This is a genomic window from Streptomyces tuirus (assembly GCF_014701095.1).
Taxonomy (GTDB): Bacteria; Actinomycetota; Actinomycetes; order Streptomycetales; family Streptomycetaceae; genus Streptomyces; species Streptomyces tuirus.
The window spans coordinates 1,392,305-1,413,772 of the sequence record NZ_AP023439.1 but is presented as its reverse complement, the minus strand read 5'-3'; the positions used below and the strand labels follow the sequence as shown (position 1 = coordinate 1,413,772).

Here is a 21,468-nt window from a genome sequence, read left to right as displayed (position 1 = left end):
GGCTCTCAGGTCAGGCGGATCGAGTTCCCCTCCACGGTGATCTGCTCGGCCGGCAGCGGCTGGGTCGCCGGACCGCGGGCCACCGCACCGTCGGCGATCTTGAACTTGCTGCCGTGGCAGGGGCAGTTGATCGTGCCGTCGGAGACGGTGGACAGCAGGCAGTGCTGGTGGGTGCAGATCGCCGAGAAGGCCTTGAGCTGACCCTCCTCCGGCTGGGTCACCACGACCTTCTCGTCCTTGAAGATCTTGCCGCCGCCCACCGGGATCTCGTCGATGTCGGCCAGGGCCTGGCCGGCGGGGCCGCTCGTCGTCTTCTCGCCGGTGGGGGACTGCGTCGACGTGGAACCGCTGTCGTCGCCGCCCCCGCCGCAGGCCGCGACGAGCGCCGTCGCGCCGGTCACGCCCGTCGCGAGGAGAACCGTGCGGCGCGTGGTCTCGTAGGTCATGTCGTCACTCCGAAAGTGCCGAAGAGGGGTAAACCGGGATTTGAAGCATCTTGGCACCGAACTTACCCAAAGGTGCCGATCCTGGCGTCTCACCGGGCGGGCGACGCGCACCCGGGTGGTCCGGGCTGACTAGGCTGGTCGGACGTAGAGCGACACGCACGTCAGCAAGGAGCATCGCCGTGGCGGTACGAGCGGTCCGGGGCGCCGTCCAACTCGAACGGGACGAGGCCGGGCACATGGACGAGCAGGTCGGAGCCCTGCTCACGGAGATCCTGGAGCGCAACGATCTCGCCGCCGACGATCTGATCAGCATCTGGTTCACGGCCACGCCCGACCTGCACAGCGACTTCCCGGCCGCCGCCGCCCGCAAGCTGGGCATCGTCGACGTGCCGCTGATCTGCGCCCAGGAGCTGGACATCGAAGGCGCCATGCCGCGGGTCGTCCGGGTCCTCGCGCACGTCGAGTCCGACCGGCCCCGCGCCGACATCGCCCACGTCTACCTCGGCGCCGCGGCCGCCCTGCGCAAGGACATCGCCCAGTGAGGACCGCACTCGTCATCGGCACCGGCCTGATCGGGACGTCCGCCGCCCTGGCCCTGTCCCAGCGCGGCGTCACCGTGCACCTCGCCGACCCGGACCCCGAGCAGGCCCGGACGGCGGCCGCCCTCGGCGCCGGCACGGACGAGACCCCCGACGGACCCGTCGACCTCGTCATCGTCGCCGCCCCGCCCGCCCACGTGGCGGACGTGCTCACCGACGCCATCAGCCGCGGCGCGGGACGCGGCTACCTCGACGTCGCCAGCGTCAAGGGCGGGCCGCGCCGCGAGCTGGAGGCACGCGGCCTCGACCTGTCCGCCTACATCGGCTCCCACCCCATGTCGGGCCGGGAGAAGTCCGGCCCGCTGGCCGCGACCGGCGACCTCTTCGAGGGCCGGCCCTGGGTGCTGACCCCGACCCGGGACACCGACACCGAGGTGCTGAACCTCGCCCTCGAGCTGGTCTCGCACTGCCGGGCCGTGCCGGTCGTCATGGACGCCGACGCCCACGACCGTGCCGTCGCCCTCGTCTCCCACATGCCCCACCTGGTCTCCAGCCTGGTCGCCGCGCGGCTGGAGCACGCCGAGGAGTCCGCCGTACGGCTGTGCGGCCAGGGCATCCGGGACGTGACGCGGATCGCCGCCTCCGACCCCCGGATGTGGATCGACATCCTCTCCGCGAACCCCGCGCCGGTCGCCGACCTGCTCACGGACGTCGCCGCCGACCTGGAGGAGACCGTGCGGGCCCTGCGCGCCCTGCAGTCCTCCGACGACCACAAGCGCCGCGAGGGCGCCGGCGGGATCGAGGACGTGCTGCGGCGCGGCAACGCCGGGCAGGTCCGCGTCCCCGGCAAGCACGGGTCCGCGCCCCGGGCCTACGAGGTCGTGGCCGTGCTCATCGACGACCAGCCCGGACAGCTGGCCCGGATCTTCGCCGACGCGGGCCTGGCCGGCGTCAACATCGAGGACGTACGGATCGAACACGCCACGGGGCAGCAGGCCGGTCTGGTGCAGCTGATGGTGGAGCCGAAGGCGGCCCCGGTGCTGAGCGCCGCGCTGCGGGAGAGGGGCTGGGCGCTCCGGCAGTAGGGCGGGCCACAGGGGGCCGGCCGACGCGCGGCCGGACGAGTGACGCGAACCCAGTAACCTTGTGCGGGGCACTCGCGCCCTCACCCCCGCCGAGCCCGGTCCAGGAAGGTCCCCACTGTGGAAAGCGCCACGCCAGTGATTGTCGCCATCGACGGCCCCGCCGGCACCGGCAAGTCGAGCACCTCGAAGGCCGTGGCGGCCCAGCTCGGGCTGAGCTACCTGGACACGGGCGCCCAGTACCGGGCGATCACCTGGTGGATGGTGAGCAACGGCATCGACATAGACGACCCGTCCGCCGTCGCCGCCGCCGCGGGCAAGCCCGAGATCGTCTCGGGTACCGACCCGCGGGACCCGACCATCACGGTCGACGGCGTGGACGTCGCCGGTCCGATCCGCACCCAGGAGGTCTCCTCCAAGGTCAGCGCGGTCAGCGCGGTGCCCGAGGTGCGCACCCGGATCACCGAGCTGCAGCGCTCGATCGCCGCCTCCGCCGCACTGGGCATCGTCGTCGAGGGCCGGGACATCGGCACGACCGTGCTGCCCGACGCCGACCTCAAGATCTTCCTCACCGCCTCCCCGGAGGCCCGTGCCGCCCGCCGCAGCGGCGAGCTGAAGGGCTCCGACGTCCACTCCACCCGCGAGGCCCTGATCAAGCGGGACGCCGCCGACTCCAGCCGCAAGGCATCCCCGCTCGCCAAGGCGGACGACGCCGTCGAGGTGGACACCACCGAGCTCACGCTGGCCCAGGTCATCGAGTGCGTCGTCACCCTCGTCGAGGAGAAGCGGGCCGGAAAGTGACCGAGCTGCCTTCGGCGCGGGGTGCCGAGGTCGGGCGGCGTATCGGCGTCGGCCTGATGTACGGGCTGTGGAAGCCGCGCGTGCTCGGCGCCTGGCGGGTGCCCGCGAGCGGCCCGGTGATCTTCGCGGTCAACCACTCCCACAACATCGACGGTCCGATGGTCATGGGGGTGGCGCCCCGGCCGACCCACTTCCTGATCAAGAAGGAAGCGTTCATCGGACCGCTGGACCCCTTCCTGCTCGGCATCGGGCAGGTCAAGGTCGACCGCGACACCACCGACCGCACGGCGATCACCCAGGCACTCGGCGTCCTGGCCGACGGCGGCGTGCTCGGCATCTTCCCCGAGGGCACCCGGGGCGAGGGCGACTTCGCTTCGCTGCGCGCCGGGCTCGCGTACTTCGCGGTGCGCAGCGGCGCTCCGATCGTCCCGGTGGCCGTACTGGGAAGTTCCGGCAGGCCCGGACGGTTGATAAAGGCGCTGCCTCCGCTGCGCTCCCGCGTCGACGTCGTCTTCGGAGAGCCCTTCGAGGCAGGCGACGGCAGCGGCCGCCGGACGCGCAAGGCGCTGGACGAGGCGACCGGGCGCATCCAGAAGCAGCTCGCGGCCCACCTGGAAAACGCCAGGCGCCTCACCGGGCGCTAGACGACACTGAGTAGTGGACCACCCGGAACAGCGGGTACTCCACCGACCACCACGATGAACGACGAGGTACGGACTTCATGAACGACCACATCCAGCCCGACGGCTCGGACGCGTCCGAGGGCGCGCACGAGCATGACCACGGGGCGCTCGGCGACGCCGAGTTCGCGGAGTTCATGGAGCTCGCCGCGGAGGAGGGCTTCGACCTCGAGGACGTCGAGGGCGCCATCGAGGCCGCGGGCCACGGCCCGCTGCCCGTGCTCGCCGTCGTCGGCCGCCCCAATGTCGGCAAGTCGACTCTGGTGAACCGCATCATCGGGCGCCGCGAGGCCGTCGTCGAGGACAAGCCCGGCGTCACCCGCGACCGCGTCACCTACGAGGCCGAGTGGGCCGGCCGCCGCTTCAAGGTCGTCGACACCGGCGGCTGGGAGCAGGACGTCCTCGGTATCGACGCCTCCGTCGCCGCCCAGGCCGAGTACGCCATCGAGGCCGCCGACGCGGTCGTCTTCGTCGTCGACTCCAAGGTCGGCGCCACCGACACCGACGAGGCCGTCGTCCGGCTGCTGCGCAAGGCCGGCAAGCCGGTCGTGCTGTGCGCCAACAAGGTGGACGGCCCGAGCGGCGAGGCCGACGCCTCCTACCTGTGGTCGCTGGGCCTGGGGGAGCCGCATCCGGTCTCCGCGCTGCACGGCCGCGGCACCGGCGACATGCTCGACCAGGTTCTCGAGGTGCTCCCCGAGGCGCCGCGCGAGACGTTCGGCGGGGGCGGCATCGGCGGCCCGCGCCGCATCGCCCTCATCGGACGCCCGAACGTCGGCAAGTCCTCGCTGCTGAACAAGGTGGCGGGCGAGGAGCGCGTCGTCGTCAACGAGCTGGCGGGCACCACCCGTGACCCGGTCGACGAGCTGATCGAACTCGGCGGCGTCACCTGGAAGTTCGTCGACACGGCGGGCATCCGCAAGCGCGTCCACCTCCAGCAGGGCGCCGACTACTACGCCTCGCTGCGCACGGCGGCCGCCGTCGAGAAGGCGGAGGTCGCGGTCATCCTGATCGACGGCTCCGAGTCCATCTCGGTGCAGGACCAGCGGATCGTCACCATGGCCGTCGAGGCGGGCCGCGCGATCGTCCTCGCCTACAACAAGTGGGACACCCTCGACGAGGAGCGCCGCTACTACCTGGAGCGGGAGATCGAGACCGAGCTCGGCCAGGTGACCTGGGCGCCGCGGGTCAACGTCTCGGCGCGCACCGGGCGGCACATGGAGAAGCTGGTCCCGGCGATCGAGACGGCCCTGGCGGGCTGGGAGACCCGGGTCCCGACGGGCCGGCTGAACGCCTTCCTCGGTGAGCTCGTCGCCGCCCACCCGCACCCGGTCCGGGGTGGCAAGCAGCCGCGCATCCTGTTCGGCACGCAGGCGGGCACCAAGCCGCCGCGGTTCGTGCTGTTCGCCTCCGGCTTCATCGAGGCGGGCTACCGGCGCTTCATCGAGCGCCGCCTGCGCGAGGAGTTCGGCTTCGAGGGGACGCCGATCCACATCTCCGTGCGGGTGCGCGAGAAGCGCGGCAAGAAGAAGTAGCGCGAGAACACCGGAAAGGGCGGCCCCGGCGGGGCCGCCCTTTCCGGTGTCCGGTGCTCGCTCAGACGCCGCCGCGCCGCCCCGGCGGCAGCCCGGCGGGTACGTAGTGCATCCCCGTGCCGGGCGAGCCGATGGTGCCGACGCGCTGCCACTGCGGCTGCTGCCCGGCGGCATGGCGGGCGCTCTGGGCGCCCGCGCTGTAGGCACTGTACGAGCCGCCGTACGTGCCCCCGTACGAGCCCGAACCGTGCGGGGCGTTCCCGAAGGCGGTGAAGCCCAGCTTCTCCTCGCCGCTGCGGTCGCCGGGCAGTGCGCGGAAGGACTTGACGTACTCGGCGTAGAGCGCGTCGTAGATCGGCGTGGCCGATGGGCCGCCCTGGGTGTCCTGAGCCGATCGCGCGGACGGGATCGGCGAGAAGGAGTGGCGGCGGGGAACGTCGTATGCGTGCACGTATGTCCAAACGACCCCGCGGGTCAAGGGATGCGGCCCGGGTACGGCTTTCGCGGGTGTACGGGCTGCGCGGGTGACGCGGGGCTCAGGTGCCGGCCAGCGGCAGCGCCGAGGCGACCAGCTTGCCGTTGGCCGCCGCCTTGTCCAGCGCGTCCCGCAGCAGGTCCTCGCGCGGCTGGCGGCCGATCGAGCCGACGGGCGCGGCGAACATCAGCACCTGCTGGTGCTTGTTGGCCGCCGCGCGCCAGGGGTCGGTCACCTGGAGCGGCTGGTGCGCCTGCCACCAGGCCACCGGCTGGCCGCCGTTGCTGCCCGGCTGGAGCACCGCGTGCAGCTGGCCCACGGCGAGCAGCACCGACCAGCCGTGCAGCACCGGCGGTACGGCGGACAGGTCGGTCAGGGGCATGAAGCCCTGCTCGATGAGCAGCGGCAGGAAGTCGTCGCCGGACCCGGTGGTGCCGGGCCGGGCGATGGGTCCCGTCGGCTCCACCACCAGGGCCGGGTGCAGCTCCCCGCCGATCAGGACGAGCCCGCTGGTCACGCCGAGCACCGCCTGCTCGGGCACCATCTTGTCGGGCTCCAGGTCGACGGTCTCGCCGGTGATGGACTTCACGGCGCCCCGCAGCTGCTCCTCGGTGACCTGAACGACCTGCGAGGGCAGGCAGCCGGCGTGGGCGAAGGCGAGGACGGCGGTCTCGTCGCCGATGAACAGGACGGTGCTGGTGCGCTCCTGCTCGGAGTCGCCCGGAGTGCGGCACGACGTGCAGTCGTAGCTGCCCGGGGCGGTCTCTCCGGCGAGCAGGCGGTCGGCTTCTTCGTCGCCGATCTCGGCGCGTACCTCGTCGCTGACGTCGAGCATGCGCGGCACGGGTGGCTCCCTCGGGGATGCGGTGCGTGGCAAAGCCGGGTGGCTCCCGGCCCGTGGTCCGGGTAGGTCCCGGCTCATGAAGATGACAACGGGCGATCTGTGGCGGGAGTCACGCCCCAGGGCGAACGGAATCGAACCATCCAGCGCACAGGGTCACGCTCGGCGCGGAATCCCGCACTCATCGTCAACTCGCCGCTGTGGCAAGGGCCTTGAGGGGGTGAAGTGGGTCACAGATCGTCAGGGGGGTGGGTCGATAAATCAGGAAATCCGCGAATGAAGTGGGTGTCCGGAAATTGCCGTTACCCAAGGTATTGCCGAACTGGCCTGCCAGGACGGGCGACTGGTTGATGGAAGCCGCCGGCCTCCTTAGATTCCTCCGCCGTGTGCAACGAGCACCGCTCGGGTACGTCCGCCGGCCGTCCGGTTCCCAGGAACCGGGCGCAGCACCACTCCGGTGGACGGGGCGAGCGCGGCCCCCGTGCCCCATGGCGCGGGAGCGGCGTTCCGCCTTGGGGGAAGCCCGGGTGTTCCGAAAGGGACCTCCATGTCCGAATGTGCCGATACCACTCGCTCCACCGCCCGGAAGAATCCGGTTCGTAAGACGGCGGTCCTCGCCGGGGCGGCACTGCTCGCGCCCCTCGGGCTGCTGGCCGCGACCGGAAACGCCGCGGCGGCCGACAGCGGAGTGTGGGACCGCATCGCCCAGTGCGAGAGCGGCGGCGACTGGCACATCAACACCGGCAACGGCTACTACGGCGGACTCCAGTTCACCCCCTCCACCTGGAACGCCTACGGCGGCACGGCGTATGCGCCCACCGCCGACCGGGCGAGCAGGTCCCAGCAGATCGCCGTCGCCACCAAGGTCCAGCGCGCCCAGGGATGGGGCGCCTGGCCGACCTGCTCGGCACGCGCCGGGGCGAGCGGCACCGCACCCGCCGCCGACCCGGTCACCTCCACCCAGCGGGCCCCGGCGAAACCGCCGAAGGCGCCCGCGCGTTCCGCGGAACACCCGGACCGCGGCTCCTCCCGCGGCGACTACACCGTCCGCCGGGGTGACACGCTCAGCGGCGTCGCCGCCCGGCACGGGACCACCTGGCAGCGCCTCTACGCCGCCAACAAGGCCGCCATCGGCGCGGATCCCGACATGATCGTGCCCGGCCTGCGCCTCGAGTTCTGAGCCGCTGTTCCCCCTCGCCGGGACACGGGCCCCGTCCGGTCGACCGACCGGGCGGGTTCCGGCGTCCCGGCTCATCCCGGCTCAACGGGTGAGCTCACCGGCCTCCCCGGCGAACACGACGGCCCCGCGGCGCAGTTCGTAGACGATCGCGGGCCGCCCCCGCAGGGCGGGCGGCAGCCGTTGCTCGGCGACCACCACGCACGCGTCGAGCGCGCCCAGCAGTTCGTACGTCCGGGCCGCCACCGCGGGCGACATGCCCTGGGCGGGCTCGTCCACGAGCACCACGCGCGCGCGGGCGAGCAGCGCCCGGGTCAGGGCGAGCATCCGCTGCTCCCCGCCGGAGAGGGTGCCGGCGCGCCGCTGCAGCAGGGGCCGCAGCTGCGGGTAGGCGTCGAGGGCCATGGCGGGGTCGCGCGCGGCGAGTTCGAGGTTCTCGCGCACGGTGAGCGAGCCGAACACGGCCTGCCGCTCCGGTACCAGGCACATGCCCCGCCGGGCGCGTTCGTAGGCGGGTACGCGGGTCACGTCGGCGCCGTCCCAGAGCACCGCGCCGCCCGACAGGGGCACCGTGCCCGCCAGGGCGCGCAGGGCGGTGGTGCGGCCGGAGCCGTTGCGGCCGAGCAGCACGGTGAGGCCCGGGCCGGGGGCGGTGAGTCCGATGCCGTGCAGGGCCTCCAGGGGGCCGTAGCGCACGCGCGCGTGGCGCAGGGCGACGGTCGTCATCGGCCGGCCTCCCGTTCCAGGGCGTCCAGGACGCGCCCGGGCGGGCCCGAGGCGATGATCCGGCCCGCCGTCATCACGTGCACGACGTCGGCGAGTCCGGCCACCAGGTCCAGGTCGTGCTCCACGACGAGGAGGGCCGTGCCGTCGGCGGCCAGGGCCTTCAGGACCCGGGCCAGGGCGGACACCTCGGCGGTGTCGAGACCCGCGGCGGGTTCGTCGAGGAGGAGGACGCGGGGGCTGCCCGCGAGGACCCGGGCCAGTTCGACGCGGCGCAGCGTCCCGGTGGGCAGCCCGGCGGCGGGCAGGGCGCGCACGGGGCCGTCGAGGCCGAGCAGCCTCAGGGCGCGCTCCACGGCGCCCGGGTCGGTCACCCGCCCCTGCTCGGCACCCACCCGCACGTTCTCGGCCACGGTGAGCGAGGGGAAGACGGCCAGTTGCTGGAAGGTGCGGGCGACGCCGAGCCGGGTGCGGGCGTGGGCGGGCAGTGCGGTGATGTCCCGCCCGCCGAGCCGCACCGTTCCCCGCGCGGGGCGCAGCGTCCCGGCCAGACAGTCGAACAGGGTGCTCTTCCCGGCCCCGTTGGGCCCGACGACCGCGGTGATCCGGCCGGGGGCGAGGTCCAGATCCACCCCGTCGAGGGCGGTGAAGCGGCCGTAGTGCGCGTGGAGGTGGCGGGCGGTGAGGAGGGGGGCGGAGGGGGCGGTGGGCGACGGGGCGCCATCACCGGGTCCGGCCGGGGCCGACCGGGTCCTGGAAGTGGGCTCGGGTGTGCTCCGGAGCCCTCCGGTCGACGGGTGGCCGTTGTCGCTTGGCCGGTGGGTGGAGTCGCGACCTGTCGGCCCGCGTTCCGTAGGGTCCCCGTCGCTCCGCAGGCCCGGACCGCTCACGTCGCCCCTGAGCTCGCCACGGCTCCCCGCTCCCGCGCCCTTCGCCCCGCGTGTCACGCCCGTCGCCCCGCTCGGCACCGGGGCCCTCCGGGCCGTCTCCGGCTCCGCCGGGCGCAGTCTCCCGCGGGTCCGGGCGCCCACCGCCGTCAGGGCCGGGGCGTGGCGCGGCCGCAGCCGTTCCCCCAGCGTGCGCAGGGCCTCGTACGGGCCGCCGGGGAAGCGGCCCACCAGGATCGCCAGGATGCCGATGAGGGCCGCCGCGAAGCCGCCGCGGGTGCCCGCGTCCAGCCCGACCAGAAGAGCCGCCGCGGCCAGCGCGCCGAGCGTGCTGTCGGCGCCCAGCACCACCACCGCCGCGAACCACAGCAGGCCCCGCACGGGGTCGTAGGCCGTGGCGTCGAACGCGCGCAGGCCCATGCCGAGCATGCCGCCGCCCAGCGCGGCCAGCGCGGCCCCCGCGACGAAGGCCAGCAGCTTCAGGGAGGGCACGCCGACGCCCGCCGCCTGCGCGCCCCGCTCGTGATCCCGCATGGCGGCCAGGGCCCGGCCCGTGCGCCCCCGGCGCAGCGTGTGCGCCGCCAGCAGCGCGACCGCGAGCAGCAGCAGCTCCAGGAGGTAGTACGCCCGGTCTCCGTCGAAGCCCGCGGGGCGGCCCAGCGACAGGCCCGCGGTGGCGTACGGCTGGGCGAAGACGAACCGGCTCACCCCCACGCCGACCGCGAAGGTCGCCAGCGCCAGCGCCAGGCCCCGGCGGCCGATCGCCGGCCAGCCCGTCAGCAGGCCGAGCGGCGCCACCAGGACCACCGCCACCGCGAGGGCGGCCAGTTCCGGCAACGCGGGCAGCCCCGGGAAGCGGCCCGCCGCCAGCAGGGCCGTGAACAGGGCGCCCAGGCCCGCGTACGCCGCCTGCCCCAGCGAGATCTGGCCGCCGCGGCCGGTGACCACCACCAGGGACAGCAGGATCACGGCCAGCGCCGGGACCTGGACCGAGGTGTGCAGGTCCCGGCCGGCGAGCCCGAGCGGCAACAGGAACAGCACGAGCACCACGACCCAGGCGCCCGGCGGGGTCGCCGCGCGGGCCATGGCCGTGCGGGGCAGCGCGTCCCGCTCCCCGACGCCCGGCAGCACCAGGGCCGCCACCAGCAGCGCGACGACGAACAGATTCGTGCCGGCCGCCTGGAGCAGCGGCTCGGCCCAGCCCGAGGGGTGCAGCCGCGTCAGCTGGCTCTGCGCCACCCCGACGCCCAGCGCCACCACCACCGCGACGGCCAGGCTCCGCATCCGCGCGGCCACCGCGACCGCGACGACCTCCATCACGAGCAGCGAGAGACCGTACGGGTCCAGCCGCACGTACGGCGCCAGCAGCACACCCGTCAGACCGGCCGTGAACGAGCCGAACGCCCACCCCGTGGCCGCGACCCGGTCCGCGTCGATGCCGCCCAGCTCCGCGAGCCGCCGGTCGTCGACCACGGCCCGCAGCTCCCGCCCGAACCGCGTCCAGCGGATCACCGCCGTGACCCCGGCCGCCAGCACCAGCACCACCGCCAGCTGCCCCCACGGCTCGTCGGGCACCAGCACCGGCGCGTCGTCCCGCGCCCCCTGTCCCCACACCAGCGCCGCCCCGCCCACCAGCAGCACGAACACCCCGATGGAGGCCACCAGCGTCTGCGCCGGGTCACCGCCCAGGACCGCCAGGGGCCGGAACACGAACCGTTCCAGGATCACCCCCAGCCCCGGCGCCAGCACCAGCAGCGTCACCGCCGCCCCGAGCCACAGCGGCCAGCCCCACTCGACCACGCACTGCCGCAAGCCGTACGCGCACACCATCGCGATCGCGCCGTGCGCGAAGTTCAGCACGCCCGTCGCGCGGTACGTCACGATCAGGCCGATCCCGGTCAGCGCCGCCGCACTGCCGACCGAGAGCCCGGCGAGCGTGAGGTCGTACGTCAGCGAGGACATCAGTCGGTTTCTTCGGCCGGCTCGCAGATCGGGCAGGGGTTGAGCTCGCCGCTCGCCACCAGCTTGGAGTCCACCGGGACCGCCTCCGCCTTGCCCGCGACCAGCGGGCAGTCCGCGCGGTGCCACAGCGTGCCGCCCGGCACCATCAGCAGATCGCCGCTGACCGCGAGCGGCGCGAGCGCGGCCCGCCCGGTCTCCTCCGGCCCGTCCGGCCCGTCGTCCTCCACCAGCAGGCCGTACAGCTCCTCCACGCGCCGGGCGGCGATCGACTCCCGGCCGCGGGCCAGCAGCACCGCCCCGGCGATGATCAGCGCGGCGCCGGGGATCGTGCAGGAGGCCAGGTAGGGCAGCTGCCGTTCGGCGTAACGCTCACCCGAGATTCCGTACCAGCCGACGACGCACAGCACCGCGCCGGCGGCCAGGGCCGCCCAGCCGGCCCACAGGACGGGATGCACGGTCCGCAGTCGGCTGGTCCGCATCGCTGGCTCCCACACGTCGGAATCGGCTGTGCGTGCGTCGGGCTGCCTGTTCAAGTCCGCCGATCGCTTGCACTATGCCCTGTGGAAGCTGACCCTGAAAGCACCGGGCGCACATGGCCCGGACCGACACCCGGTGGTGAGCCAGATGGTTCTCGGCAGCGACCTCAGGCGGGGGAACGCGACGGGGGGTCCACGCACCGCGGGACGGGGCACGGCGATCGCGGCCGCCCTGGTCCTGGCCCTCGCCCCGGCCCTCGCGGCGTGCAGTGACGACAGCGGCGGCGGCAGCGAGTCGACGCCCGCCACACCGACCGCGGAGCAGACCACGAGCGCGCCGGCCAGCGCACCGGCGGACCGGGCCGCGGCGGAGGCGGAGATCAAGCAGAACTGGGAGAAGTTCTTCGATCCGAAGACCTCGACCGAGGAGAAGCAGGCCCTCCTGCAGAACGGCGACCGGATGGGTCCGGTCCTGCAGGCCTTCAGCGGTGACGAGCGCGGCGGACAGGTCCAGGCGAAGGTCACCAAGGTCGAGTTCACCTCGGCGACCGAGGCGGACGTGACGTACACGCTCACCCTGAAGGGCGCCACCGTGCTGCCGAACGCCTCCGGCACAGCCGTCGAAGAGGAGGGCACCTGGAAGGTGTCCGTCAAGGCGCTGTGCTCGCTGGTGCAGATGAGCGGCAATGCGTCGCCGGTCCCCGGTTGCTGAGATCCTCGCCGCGGTGCTGCTGCTCTCCCTGAGTGCGGCCTGCGGCAGCCGGCTCCCGGAGAGCGACTTCGAGCACGACGACCGCACGTCCGCGCCCCGCGACACGGCGCCCCTGCGGGTCGGCATCATCACGAGCGCCACCAGCCCGGTCGGCGGCAGCGCCTTCACGGGCCCGCGCGACGGCGCCCGGGCCTTCTTCGACCGGCTCAACGCGCGCGGGGGCATCGACGGGCGCCGGGTCGAGGTGCGCACCTGCGACGACGGCGGCAGCGGCGTCGGCAACAACGAATGCGTGCACAAGCTCGTCGAGGAGGACGAGGTCGTCGCCCTGGTCGCCACCACCGCGCTCGACTACGCGGGCGCCTCCCGCGTCTCCCGCGCGGGCGTCCCCGACATCGGCGGCCAGCCCATCGGCACCGCCTACGACACCTACCCGCACCTCTACGGCATCTACGGCAGCCTCGCGCCCCGCGACGGCACCCCCGGCTGGAACGGCACGCTGTACGGCGGCACCGAGGTCTACCGCTACTTCAAACGCGAGCACGGCGCCCGCACCGCCGCCGTCGTCTCCTACAACCAGTCCGCCTCGGCCGCCTACGCCCGGCTCGTCGAACGCGGCCTTCGGGCCGAGGGCTACAAGGTCGTCACCGAGCAGGTCGACTTCGCCCTGCCCAACTTCCGCGCCGTCGCCGCCGACCTCAAGGAGCAGGGCGCCGACCTGGTGTTCGACGCCATTGACGGGCACGGCAACGCCCGGCTCTGCCAGGCCATGGACGAGGCCGGCGCCCACGTCACCGCCAAAGTGACCAATGTGCAGAACTGGACGTCCACCGTCGCCGACGACTACAAGGACGCCCCGCGCTGCCGCAACGCCCTGTGGGCGACCGGCGCCAGCCGCAACTTCGAGGACACCGGCAACCTGGCCGTACGGGAGTTCCGCGAGGCGACGAAAGACCTGAAGACGCACTCCCAGTGGCAGCTGGAGGGGTGGGCGGCCGCGCGGTGGTTCACGGACGCGGCGACCTCCTGCGCGGGCACGGGCATCACGCGCCGTTGCGTCGACGCCCAGATGAACCGCAGCCAGGGCTACACCGCCGGGGGGCTGCTGCTCCCCGTCCGCTTCGAACGCCTGCCGGAGCCGCCGAAGACGAGCCGGACCTGTCTGTCGGTGGCCCGCTGGCAGGACGGCGAGGGCTGGGTGGGGCAGGGCGACATGAACCGCACCTGCTTCACCGTCCCGCAACTGCCCTACACGCCTTGAGGACAGTGGCTGTCCGCAAGGCCTGGCAGACTCGCCCCATGTTGGAGACCTCGGCCCGCCTGCTGCGTCTGCTGTCCCTGCTCCAGGCCCACCGCGAGTGGTCCGGCGCCGACCTGGCCGGCCGGCTCGGCGTCAGCGCCCGCACCCTGCGCCGGGACGTCGACCGGCTGCGCGAACTCGGCTACCCGGTCAACGCCAGCCCCGGCACCGGCGGCGGCTACCAGCTCGGCGCCGGAGCCGAACTGCCGCCGCTGCTCCTGGACGACGACGAGGCCGTCGCCGTGGCGGTCGGACTGCGCACCGCCGCCGGACAGGGCATCGACGGCATCGGCGAGACCTCGGTACGCGCCCTCGCCAAGCTGGAGCAGGTGCTGCCGCACCGGCTGCGCCGCCGCGTGGGCGCCCTGAACGCCGTCACCGTGCCGATGCTGCGCAGCACGCTGCCCTCCTCGGTCGACCCGGCCGTGCTCACCGAGATCGCCCACCTGTGCCGGGACGCCGAACGGCTGCGCTTCGAGTACACCGGCCACGACGGCGCCCCCACCCGCCGCAGTGTCGAACCGCACCGCCTGGTGTGCACCGAACGCCGCTGGTACCTGGTGGCCTGGGACCTCGACCGCGACGACTGGCGCACGTTCCGCGTGGACCGCATCAGGCCCAAGCCCCCGCACGGCCCGCGCTTCGTGCCGCGCGACCCGCCGGCCGAGGACCTGGCCGCCTACGTCTCCCGTGGCGTCTCCACGCGCGCCTACGCCACCCATGCCCTCGTGCGGCTCCTGGCGCCCCTGGAGGAAGCCGCCCAGCACATCTCGCCCTCCGCCGGGGTGCTGGAGGAGGAGAGCGCGGACACCTGCCTGCTGCGCTGCGGAGCCGGCAGCCTCGATGTGATGGTCATCCACGTGATGATGCTGGGCTTCGAGTTCGAGGTGCTGGAGCCGGTCGAGCTGATCGAGGCGATCAGGAGGACTCGGGACCGGCTTGATGGCGCTCTGGCTCGGGCTGCGCAGTCACCGCCGCGTACTGCGGATGGTGCAGGTCGAACGCCGGGGACTCGGAGCGGATCCGGGGGAGCGTCGTGAAGTTGTGCCGCGGCGGCGGGCACGAGGTCGCCCACTCCAGGGAGCGTCCGTAGCCCCAGGGATCGTCGACCTCGACCTTCGCGCCGTACTTGGCGGTCTTCCACACGTTGTAGAGGAACGGCAGCGTCGAGATGCCGAGCAGGAACGCGCCGATCGTCGACACGGTGTTGAGCACGGTGAACCCGTCCGCGGCGAGGTAGTCCGCGTACCGGCGCGGCATGCCCTCCGCGCCCAGCCAGTGCTGCACCAGGAACGTGGTGTGGAAGCCCACGAACAGCGCCCAGAACTGGATCTTGCCGAGCCGTTCGTCGAGCATCTTCCCGGTGAACTTCGGCCACCAGAAGGCGAAGCCGCCGAAGATCGCGAAGACGACCGTGCCGAAGACGACGTAGTGGAAGTGCGCGACCACGAAGTACGAGTCCGTCACGTGGAAGTCCATCGGCGGCGACGCCAGGATCACCCCGGTCAGCCCGCCGAACAGGAACGTCACCAGGAAGCCCGTCGCCCACAGCATCGGCGTCTCGAAGGACAGCGAGCCCTTCAGCATGGTGCCGGCCCAGTTGAAGAACTTCACCCCCGTCGGCACCGCGATCAGGAAGCTCATGAAGGAGAAGAACGGCAGCAGCACCGCGCCCGTGGCGAACATGTGGTGCGCCCACACGATCATCGACAGGCCGGTGATCGCCATCGTCGCGCCGACCAGCGTCAGATAGCCGAACAGCGGCTTGCGGCTGAAGACCGGGATGATCTCCGTGATGATGCCGAAGAACGGCAGCGCGATGATGTACACCTCGGGATGGCCGAAGAACCAGAACAGGTGCTGCCACAGGATCGCCCCGCCGTTGGCCGCGTCGAAGACCTGCGCGCCGAACCGCCGGTCCGCCTCCAGCACCAGCAGTGCCGCCGCGAGCACGGGGAACGCCATCAGGATCATGATCGACGTGAACAGCGTGTTCCAGACGAAGATCGGCATCCGGAACATCGTCATGCCGGGGGCGCGCATCCCGATGATGGTGGTGATGAAGTTGACCGCGCCGAGGATCGTGCCGAAGCCCGCCAGCGCCAGCCCCATGATCCACAGATCGGCCCCGAGACCCGGCGTGCGCTCCGCGCTGTTGAGCGGGGCGTAGGCGGTCCAGCCGAAGTCCGGCGGACCGGAGGGCACCAGCAGCGAGCCGAGCACGATCAGCCCGCCGAACAGGAACAGCCAGTACGAGAGCATGTTCAGCCGCGGGAAGGCGACGTCGGGCGCGCCGATCTGCAACGGCATCAGCTCGTTCGCGAAACCCGCGAAGCTCGGTGTCGCGAACAGCAGCAGCATGATCGTGCCGTGCATCGTGAACGCCTGGTTGAACTGCTCGTTGTCGATGATCTGCAGGCCGGGGCGGGCGAGCTCGGCGCGCATCAGCAGCGCCATCACCCCGGCGACCAGGAAGAACAGGAACGACGTGATCAGGTAGAGATGGCCGATCTTCTTGTGGTCCGTCGTCGTCAGCCAGTCGACCACCGCTCGTCCGTGCCGCGTGCGCGGTTCGGACGGCGCCACGGCCTCCACGGTCTGCGTCCCCATCGCTCGCTCGCCCCTTCGCTCCTCGCGTGCCGGGCCCGCCGCAGCCCGCGCCCCACCTGCCCGCGAGCTCACGCCATGATGCTCGCGTCACCGCGCGCTCCGACAGGGGGCGTACCGGCCTCTCTGTGCCGCAGCCAAGCATTTCCCGTACCGCGCCGACGCCGCCGGACCGGTGCGGCGCCGGAAAGGAATGGAGCCCTACCGGCACTTCTCCGGGCACTTTCCGCCGGGCTTTTCCATGAGCTCATGTGACACGCGAGAATTCCGATCGAATGCCTGCGGAAGGCGTACGGAACCGCTCTTCCGGGTGACGGCGGACGCCCGAAACTCCTGTCGTGATCTTGTGACAGAAGCGTGACCGGAGGCGGACAGTGACCGCCCGGGGCCCCGGACTTCCGCGCTCGCCGGGCAGGACATAGCGTGGCGGCATGGCACCGACTCCGACACCTCCCACGGAACCGGACGACAGCCCGGACACCTACGTCGGCCTGGAGGCCGGCCGGGCCGAACGCCTCGCGCGTGAGCGCGGCTGGCCGACGGTGCGTGCGCTGCCGTCGGGGGCGATCATCACGATGGAGTACCGCGTGGGCCGGCTGAACTTCGAGGTCAAGGGCGGCCGGGTGGCGCGGGCCTGGAAGGGCTGAGACCCGGCGAAGGCCCCGGTTCCGCTCGGGAACCGGGGCCTTCGGCATGCCGGACGGGGTGCGCGCCGTCCCGTGGTCAGCCGCCCGTCACGGGGCGGGCGGACGGGGTCGAGCCGCGCGGGTGGCGCTCCGGGTGCGGCGGGCGACGGCTGCCGGCCGGGGTGATCGGCGTGCGCTCCGAGCGGGTGGTGTGAGGGCCGGGCGCCAGGTAGACGGGGGCCCGGGCCGCGTGGGCCGCGACATCGTCGCGGTCGGCCGGCACCGGCGTGACCAGCACGGGCGGAGCGCCGACCGGTTCGGCCGGGGTGCGGCGCCCGCGGGCCCGCAGACGGTCGCGCAGGTCGAAGATCGCGTGCTCGGCCCGGGCGATCAGCGGCTCGAACCACGGCAGGCCGAGCAGGATCAGCAGACCCGCTGTCCAGCCGAGGAGCACATCGCTCAGCCAGTGCGTACCGAGATAGACGGTGGCCATCCCGACGCCGAGCGAGGTCACCGCGGACACGGCGGACAGCCAGCGCTGCGCTCTCGCGCTGGACGCCAGATAGGCCAGGATTCCCCAGGTCACGACGGCATTCGCGGTGTGACCGCTCGGAAATATATCGCCGCCGAGCCACATCTCGCTCGAGCCGATCGTGGTCGCGTAGTGCGGTCCCAGGCGCCCCATGCCGTACTTGGCGGCGCCGACCGTGATGTTCAGCAGCAGCAGTGAGACGCCGAGCGCGAGCAGCGGCCGCAGGGTGTGCTGCCGCCAGGAGCGCCAGCCCAGCCAGGCCGCGACCATCACGGCGGTCGGGCCGCGCTGGCCGAGGACCACGTAGTAGTCGACGAACCAGTGGATCTCCGACCACTGCTGGTACGGGCGGAAGAACATGACCTGCCAGTCGAGCCGGACCAGCCAGGACGTGATCACCACGGCCCACACGATCGCGCCGTAGAAGGCCAGGGTCGCCGCGAAGAGCACGATGCGGTGCCTGCTCATCTTCGGCACATCGATGTGGGCCGGTCGTTCCGGCTCACGGTCCAGCCGGGCGAACACCCGGTCCAGACGGGTGAGCTTCGGTTCGGTACGCACCCAATCGACGTTACAGCGAGTGAGCTCAGATCCCGGGCGAATCAACGGCTTTGTGATGACGATGTGATGTGGGATTCCTCTCAGGAGGAGGTTTATTTCCAGCGAATCTGCAATCGTCGGCCGCTGCGGCCTTCAATTCCTTTGATCATTCCGGATGCGGGTTTTATTGCGCTTTTGAATTCGTTCACCGGGACATGGCGCGGAATTCCCCTCGCGCTCACAGCGGGTCAGGGCGGACCGGAGCCGTTCAGCCAGAACGCCCCGTACAGCGCGGAGGCCACCGCGGCCGCCCCGAGCACCGCCGCTGAGCTGCGGATTCGCGCCCGGGCCAAGGCCAGCGCGAGGGGCAGCAGCAAGGGGAAGGCGGGTAGCAGAAGGCGCGGTTTCGAGCCGAAGTAGCTCGATGCGCACAGCGCCAGCGCGGTCACGACGCCCGTGTAGACGAGCAGCGGCAGCGGCTGACGCTGACGTACTCCGGTCACATACAGCCAGACGACTGACGCGACCCCGATGATCAGCCCCACACCGGCCAGAGCCGCCGGGAACGACGTGAACTTGTCGGCCACGAACCGTGCGAAGGCCCAGCCGCCGTCGAAGCCGTTGCGCCATCCGGCCTGGACGTCCAGATACCCCAGCGGGCCCTTGCCGGTGCGGTGCCCGACCCAGAGCACGTAGCCGGCGGTCCCGAGCGGGGCCAGGACCATGCCGAGGATCCGCCGGAACGGGGTCCCGGGGCCGGCCGGGGCTTCCGGGGTGCCTGGGCCGGGCGGGGTGTCCGGGACGGGCGGGGCTTGCGTGCCTACCGGGGTCACCGCCGCGACTCCCGGGACGACCGGGGTGTCCGGGCCTGCCGGGGTGTGGGGGATCGCCGTGGCTTGTGGGACTGCCGGGGTGACGGGGACCGCCGGGGCGACCGGGGCGACCGGGGTGTCCGGGACCACGGGGGCGTCGCGGGCGTTCTGCGTGTCCTGGGCGCTTGCGCCGGTCGCACGCCTCTCCCGTGCGAAGGCGGTCAGCGCCGTCACCCACACCGCGGCCACCACGGCCAGTCCCACCGGGCGGGTCAGTCCCGCGAACAGGGCCAGCGTGCCCGCCGTCACCCAGCGGCCGGTCAGCACCGCGTACAGCGACCACGCCGCGAGCGCCGTGAACAGGGACTCGCTGTACGCCATCGACTGCACGATCCCGACGGGGAGCACGGCCCACAGCAGCACCGCGCACACCCCCGCCCGGCGGCCGTACACACGGTCCGCCACCGCGAAGATCCCCCAGGCCGCGGCGAGCGAGGAGACCAGAGCGACGAGGAAGCCGCCGTCCGCGTACGACAGCGGCGACACCGCCGCCACCAGCCGCTCCAGCCAGGGCAGGAGTGGGAAGAACGCCAGGTTCGAGTGCACGTCCCCGTTCGCCAGCCGCACCTCGTAGCCGTAGCCGAGCTCGGCGACCCTGACGTACCAGAGCGCGTCCCAGCGGGCGGTCAGCAGCGTGTACGCGCTCTTGTCCCGCGCCGTGCTCCACAGGAACAGCGCCAGCAGGCCCAGGGCCCGGACGGCCACGTATCCGGCGAGCGCCGGGGCCGCCCGGCGCAGCGCCCCGGCGCGGGTCGGAGCCGCGCGCGTCTCAAGATCCGTCACGCGCCCGATTATCGACCCCGGCCGGAACCACCCGTCCGGCCGGGGCGTGGACAAGGTGGGAGGAAGTGGCCCACGCCACATCTTTCCGCCGGAGGTGTGAGAGGTCCGCCACTGGTCTGCGTCCAGGACTCGCGTACTCTGACGTGTCACTCGCTTTTCGTTTGCGCGGGCCGGGGACACCGCTTCCTCTCCGGCCGAGTCGCGGGGGCGTCCCCCACCCCGTGAGCCCGCCGATCGCGAGGGAACATCTGGGAGGTACGTACATGTCCGGGACGACCACGGCCGCCGCTGCGCTGCGCCGTCGGGCGGCCGGGGCCGGTGCCAACCGCTGGGTGGTTCTCGTCGTCCTCTGCGTCAGCCTGCTGCTGGTCGCCGTCGACGCCACCGTGCTGCACGTGGCGGTCCCCGCCGTCACGGAGGACCTGAGGCCCGGCGGGATCGAGCTGCTCTGGATCGTCGACGTCTACCCACTGGTCTGCGCCTCGCTGCTGATCCTTTTCGGCACACTGGGCGACCGCATCGGCCGCCGAAGAGTGCTGCTCCTCGGGTACGCGCTGTTCGGAGTCGCCTCCGGCCTCGCGGCCCTGGCCGACAGCGCCCAGGTGCTGATCGTGGCGCGGGCGCTGCTCGGCGTCGGCGGCGCGATGATCATGCCCGCGACGCTGTCGATCCTGCGGCAGGTCTTCCCGGACCGGCGCGAGCGTGCGCTCGCGATCGGCATCTGGAGCGCCGTGGCCGCGGTGGGTGCGGCGGTCGGTCCGCTGCTCGGCGGCTTCCTGCTGGAGCACTTCTGGTGGGGCTCGGTGTTCCTCGTCAACATTCCGTTGATGCTGGTCAGCCTTCCGGTGGGACGGCTGCTGCTGCCCGAGTCGAAGGGTGACGGCAAGGGTCCCTGGGACGTGGTCGGTGCGCTGATGGCCGCGGCCGGGCTGTTCGGTGTCGTGCTGGGCGTGAAGCGGCTCGGCAGCGGGGAGTCGCTGGGCAGCCTGCTCACCGTGCCGTCACTGGTGGTGGGCGCCGTGCTGCTGGTCGCCTTCGTACGGCGGCAGCGGCGGCGGACGTATCCGCTGGTGGACCTCAAGATGTTCGCGCGTCCGGCGTTCAGCACATCCGTCGGGTGCATCGTGCTGGCGATGCTCGCGCTGGTGGGGCTGGAGCTGATCGCCGCCCAGTACCTGCAGCTGGTGCTCGGTCTTTCGCCGCTGGAGACCGGGCTGCGGCTGCTGCCGCTGACGTTCGCGGCGATGGCGGCCGGGCTGGCCGGGGCGCGGATGCTGCGGCGGTTCGGGCCGCGGCGGATGGTGTGTGCCGGGTTCTGCCTCACGGCGTTCGCGGTGGTGCTGCTGACGGCGCTGGGCCGGACCGACGAGTGTGCGCTGATGGTGGCCGGGTTCGTCCTGCTCGGCTTCGGGCTGGAGACGACGCTCTTCGGGGCGTACGAGTCGATGCTGAGCGAGGCGCCGCAGGAGCAGGCCGGTGGGGCGGCGGCGATCGGGGAGACGTCGTACCAGCTCGGGGCGGGGATCGGGATCGCCCTGCTCGGCACGGTGATGAACGCGGCGTACGCGCCGGGGCTGTCCGGGGTGCCCGGGGTTCCGGCGTCGGCGTCCTCCTCGGCGGGACATTCGCTGGGGGAGGCGTACGAGGTTGCCGCGCAGCTGGGCGGGTCCGCCGGTGCCGCGCTGCGGCATGCGGCCCGGGACGCGTTCGTGCACGGGCTGCATGTGACGCTGCTGGTGAGTGCGGGGTTGCTGCTGCTCGGGGCGGTGATGGCGTTGCGGTTGCCGCGGGCCATGCAGTGCGAGCCGGGACCGGTGGAGGTTCCGGCCCCCAGGGACCCGGCGGAGTCCCGCGTCTCGGTCTGACGCCCCC

19 protein-coding genes and 1 pseudogene are annotated in these 21,468 nt (G+C 72.8%); 11 read left to right on the top strand and 9 right to left on the bottom strand.

The window, feature by feature from the left end; all coding sequences use genetic code 11:
• Positions 1-5 precede the first annotated feature (5 nt).
• On the bottom strand, positions 6-446 hold the full coding sequence (locus tag IGS69_RS06615; protein WP_190897678.1) for a Rieske (2Fe-2S) protein: 441 nt from the start codon (positions 444-446) through the stop codon (positions 6-8).
• 179 nt (positions 447-625) lie between these two features.
• Between IGS69_RS06615 and aroH the strand changes: the two genes are divergently transcribed.
• The 5 genes from aroH (at position 626) to der (ending at position 5,083) form a co-directional block, all read left to right on the top strand.
• The gene (gene aroH / locus IGS69_RS06610; protein ID WP_190897677.1) at positions 626-988 is read left to right on the top strand and encodes a chorismate mutase; all 363 of its coding nucleotides are present in this window, start codon (positions 626-628) and stop codon (positions 986-988) included.
• Positions 985-2,070: a prephenate dehydrogenase gene (locus IGS69_RS06605; protein ID WP_190897676.1), complete on the top strand. Its 1,086-nt coding sequence runs from the start codon at positions 985-987 to the stop codon at positions 2,068-2,070. The genes aroH and IGS69_RS06605 overlap by 4 nt, the downstream gene beginning before the upstream one ends.
• Positions 2,071-2,187: 117 nt before the next feature.
• On the top strand, positions 2,188-2,868 hold the full coding sequence (cmk, locus tag IGS69_RS06600) for a (d)CMP kinase (RefSeq protein ID WP_190897675.1): 681 nt from the start codon (positions 2,188-2,190) through the stop codon (positions 2,866-2,868).
• Entirely contained in the window at positions 2,865-3,512 is a 648-nt protein-coding gene (locus tag IGS69_RS06595) for a lysophospholipid acyltransferase family protein (protein WP_190897673.1), read from the top strand. Before cmk ends, IGS69_RS06595 begins: the two co-directional genes overlap by 4 nt.
• Before the next feature lie 77 nt (positions 3,513-3,589).
• On the top strand, positions 3,590-5,083 hold the full coding sequence (gene der / locus IGS69_RS06590) for a ribosome biogenesis GTPase Der (protein WP_190897672.1): 1,494 nt from the start codon (positions 3,590-3,592) through the stop codon (positions 5,081-5,083).
• Between the two features lie 61 nt (positions 5,084-5,144).
• Here der and IGS69_RS06585 read toward each other — a convergent pair whose 3' ends face one another.
• On the bottom strand, positions 5,145-5,534 hold the full coding sequence (locus tag IGS69_RS06585; protein ID WP_190897671.1) for a hypothetical protein: 390 nt from the start codon (positions 5,532-5,534) through the stop codon (positions 5,145-5,147).
• 85 nt (positions 5,535-5,619) lie between these two features.
• Positions 5,620-6,402, bottom strand: a complete 783-nt coding sequence (locus IGS69_RS06580) for a hypothetical protein (RefSeq protein ID WP_190897670.1) — start codon at positions 6,400-6,402, stop codon at positions 5,620-5,622.
• Positions 6,403-6,946: 544 nt separating this feature from the next.
• Here IGS69_RS06580 and IGS69_RS06575 point away from each other — a divergent pair.
• Positions 6,947-7,579 (top strand): LysM peptidoglycan-binding domain-containing protein, encoded by a 633-nt coding sequence (locus IGS69_RS06575; protein WP_190897669.1) that lies wholly within the window; start codon positions 6,947-6,949, stop codon positions 7,577-7,579.
• Between the two features lie 81 nt (positions 7,580-7,660).
• On the opposite strand, the gene IGS69_RS06570 is transcribed toward IGS69_RS06575, so the two are convergent.
• From IGS69_RS06570 to IGS69_RS06560, 3 genes are read right to left on the bottom strand one after another with little or no spacing between them, the layout of a single operon-like run.
• Positions 7,661-8,302: an ATP-binding cassette domain-containing protein gene (locus IGS69_RS06570; protein ID WP_190897667.1), complete on the bottom strand. Its 642-nt coding sequence runs from the start codon at positions 8,300-8,302 to the stop codon at positions 7,661-7,663.
• On the bottom strand, positions 8,299-11,148 hold the full coding sequence (locus IGS69_RS06565; protein WP_190897665.1) for an ABC transporter permease subunit: 2,850 nt from the start codon (positions 11,146-11,148) through the stop codon (positions 8,299-8,301). Before IGS69_RS06565 ends, IGS69_RS06570 begins: the two co-directional genes overlap by 4 nt.
• Positions 11,148-11,627, bottom strand: coding sequence for a hypothetical protein (locus IGS69_RS06560; RefSeq protein WP_190897664.1), 480 nt, complete (start codon positions 11,625-11,627; stop codon positions 11,148-11,150). The genes IGS69_RS06565 and IGS69_RS06560 overlap by 1 nt, the downstream gene beginning before the upstream one ends.
• Before the next feature lie 145 nt (positions 11,628-11,772).
• On the opposite strand from IGS69_RS06560, the gene IGS69_RS06555 reads away from it, so the two are divergent.
• From IGS69_RS06555 to IGS69_RS06545, 3 genes are read left to right on the top strand one after another with little or no spacing between them, the layout of a single operon-like run.
• Positions 11,773-12,336, top strand: coding sequence for a hypothetical protein (locus IGS69_RS06555; protein WP_190897662.1), 564 nt, complete (start codon positions 11,773-11,775; stop codon positions 12,334-12,336).
• Entirely contained in the window at positions 12,311-13,597 is a 1,287-nt protein-coding gene (locus IGS69_RS06550) for an ABC transporter substrate-binding protein (protein WP_190897661.1), read from the top strand. The genes IGS69_RS06555 and IGS69_RS06550 overlap by 26 nt, the downstream gene beginning before the upstream one ends.
• A gap of 38 nt (positions 13,598-13,635) precedes the next feature.
• On the top strand, positions 13,636-14,676 hold the full coding sequence (locus IGS69_RS06545; protein ID WP_232543448.1) for a helix-turn-helix transcriptional regulator: 1,041 nt from the start codon (positions 13,636-13,638) through the stop codon (positions 14,674-14,676).
• Here IGS69_RS06545 and ctaD read toward each other — a convergent pair.
• Positions 14,675-16,246: pseudogene (gene ctaD / locus IGS69_RS06540) on the bottom strand (aa3-type cytochrome oxidase subunit I); the annotation flags it as partial. The gene IGS69_RS06545 and the pseudogene ctaD overlap by 2 nt on opposite strands.
• A gap of 428 nt (positions 16,247-16,674) precedes the next feature.
• Between ctaD and IGS69_RS06535 the strand changes: the two are divergent.
• Positions 16,675-16,890: a hypothetical protein gene (locus tag IGS69_RS06535; RefSeq protein WP_031108765.1), complete on the top strand. Its 216-nt coding sequence runs from the start codon at positions 16,675-16,677 to the stop codon at positions 16,888-16,890.
• Between the two features lie 76 nt (positions 16,891-16,966).
• Here the strand turns inward: IGS69_RS06535 and IGS69_RS06530 are convergent, their stop codons facing one another.
• Complete coding sequence (locus tag IGS69_RS06530; RefSeq protein WP_190897657.1) at positions 16,967-17,962, bottom strand: phosphatase PAP2 family protein; 996 nt, start codon at positions 17,960-17,962, stop codon at positions 16,967-16,969.
• A gap of 227 nt (positions 17,963-18,189) precedes the next feature.
• Positions 18,190-19,596 (bottom strand): mannosyltransferase family protein, encoded by a 1,407-nt coding sequence (locus IGS69_RS06525; protein ID WP_190897656.1) that lies wholly within the window; start codon positions 19,594-19,596, stop codon positions 18,190-18,192.
• Between the two features lie 263 nt (positions 19,597-19,859).
• On the opposite strand from IGS69_RS06525, the gene IGS69_RS06520 reads away from it, so the two are divergent.
• Positions 19,860-21,461 (top strand): MFS transporter, encoded by a 1,602-nt coding sequence (locus IGS69_RS06520; RefSeq protein WP_190897654.1) that lies wholly within the window; start codon positions 19,860-19,862, stop codon positions 21,459-21,461.
• The last annotated feature ends 7 nt before the right edge of the window (positions 21,462-21,468 follow it).

Excerpts from the sequence above, each read along its gene's own strand:
- IGS69_RS06615 (WP_190897678.1), bottom strand. The coding sequence starts at position 446 with ATGACCTACGAGACCACGCGCCGCACGGTTCTCCTCGCGACGGGCGTG.
- IGS69_RS06575 (WP_190897669.1), top strand. The coding sequence starts at position 6,947 with ATGTCCGAATGTGCCGATACCACTCGCTCCACCGCCCGGAAGAATCCG.
- IGS69_RS06550 (WP_190897661.1), top strand. The coding sequence starts at position 12,311 with ATGCGTCGCCGGTCCCCGGTTGCTGAGATCCTCGCCGCGGTGCTGCTG.
- IGS69_RS06565 (WP_190897665.1), bottom strand. The coding sequence starts at position 11,148 with ATGTCCTCGCTGACGTACGACCTCACGCTCGCCGGGCTCTCGGTCGGC.
- IGS69_RS06570 (WP_190897667.1), bottom strand. The coding sequence starts at position 8,302 with ATGACGACCGTCGCCCTGCGCCACGCGCGCGTGCGCTACGGCCCCCTG.
- IGS69_RS06555 (WP_190897662.1), top strand. The coding sequence starts at position 11,773 with ATGGTTCTCGGCAGCGACCTCAGGCGGGGGAACGCGACGGGGGGTCCA.
- IGS69_RS06520 (WP_190897654.1), top strand. The coding sequence starts at position 19,860 with ATGTCCGGGACGACCACGGCCGCCGCTGCGCTGCGCCGTCGGGCGGCC.
- der (WP_190897672.1), top strand. The coding sequence starts at position 3,590 with ATGAACGACCACATCCAGCCCGACGGCTCGGACGCGTCCGAGGGCGCG.
- IGS69_RS06545 (WP_232543448.1), top strand. The coding sequence starts at position 13,636 with ATGTTGGAGACCTCGGCCCGCCTGCTGCGTCTGCTGTCCCTGCTCCAG.
- IGS69_RS06560 (WP_190897664.1), bottom strand. The coding sequence starts at position 11,627 with ATGCGGACCAGCCGACTGCGGACCGTGCATCCCGTCCTGTGGGCCGGC.
- IGS69_RS06535 (WP_031108765.1), top strand. The coding sequence starts at position 16,675 with ATGGCACCGACTCCGACACCTCCCACGGAACCGGACGACAGCCCGGAC.